Source organism: Phyllobacterium sp. P5_D12 (assembly GCF_054049495.1).
Genome location: NZ_JBFUMG010000866.1, coordinates 1 through 1,326, shown reverse-complemented (window position 1 = coordinate 1,326; position 1,326 = coordinate 1). Strand labels below are relative to the sequence as shown.

Below are 1,326 nucleotides of genomic sequence, written 5' to 3'. Positions count from 1 at the left end.
AAGTTGCTCGAAGCACGTCTGAGCGCGGAATATTATGAAGTCGTCACGGCATCGGACGGCTATCAGGCCTTGGAGATATGCGAGAACAGCAATGTTGACCTCATTCTGCTTGATATCATGATGCCAGGGTTGGACGGCTTCGAAGTTTGCCGCAGGCTGAAGTCGCAAGCCTCTACCGCACATATCCCTGTGGTGCTGGTCACAGCTCTGGATCAGGATACAGACCGCATTACCGGATTGAACTTCGGCGCTGACGATTTCCTGACCAAACCCGTAAACGACTTGCAACTTCTTGCACGCGTGAAGAGCTTGGTGCGGTTGAAAAACCTGACCGACGAGCTGCGGTTACGTGTTGCTACTACCCGCGATGTTGGGTTGGAGTCGATCTTGCGGTTCCCAATTGGCAGCGAGGGCAGTGCCAAGAACGCCCGTGTTCTTCTGATCGATGAACGACCCGAAAGCGTCGAGCGTATTCAGCGCATATTGGCCGACGAAGGGGTCGTCGATGTTCAAACGGACCCGCAAACGGGATTCTTCGACGCAATCCAAGGCGACCATGATTGCCTGATCATTTCGTCAAGCTTCGCAAATTTTGACCCACTGCGCATTTGTGCGCAATTGCGGTCGCTCGACAACACGCGGTCGCTGCCTATCATCCTTGTGGCGGATCGGGGTGAAGAGCCATTGATCCGGCGCGCCCTGGAATTGGGCGTCAACGACTATCTGGTGCGACCGCTGAACCCGAATGAATTGCTGGCGCGGTTGCGCACACAGCTTCGACGAAAAGCTTATCACGATGGTTTGCGCGCCAGCGTTGTAAAGACCTACGAAATGGCGGTGACGGATAGCCTGACCGGTTTGCATAATCGTCTCTATCTTGAGACGCATCTGGCAACCCTATTCAAGCGCGCTGTCGAACGTCGGCGGCCCTTGTCCATTCTCATGACCGATATCGACCGGTTCAAGCTGATAAATGACACGCATGGTCACGACGGCGGGGACGAAGTGTTGCGGGAATTTGCAAGGCGTCTGCGACGGAATGTACGCGGGAGCGATCTTGCGAGCCGCTATGGCGGCGAGGAGTTTTTCATAGTGATGCCGGACACCGATTCGGCGCTCGCTGCCGTTGTGGCCGAGCGCATCAGGCGCGAGGTCGCAGCGACGCCGTTTGTTGTCAATCAAAACGGGACCGGCGCTCCTGTGACAATCAGCATCGGCATCGCCAGCGTTCTATCCAAGGAAGACACTGTGCAAAATCTGCTGAAGCGTGCTGATGACGCTCTCTATGGCGCAAAGGCTGCCGGACGCAATCGCGTTGTGTCGGCC

1 protein-coding gene is annotated in these 1,326 nt (G+C 56.0%); it reads left to right on the top strand.

The features are described from left to right. On the top strand, positions 1-1,326 hold a 1,326-nt coding region (locus tag ACXJ5O_RS27145), incomplete at both ends, for a PleD family two-component system response regulator (protein ID WP_457302620.1).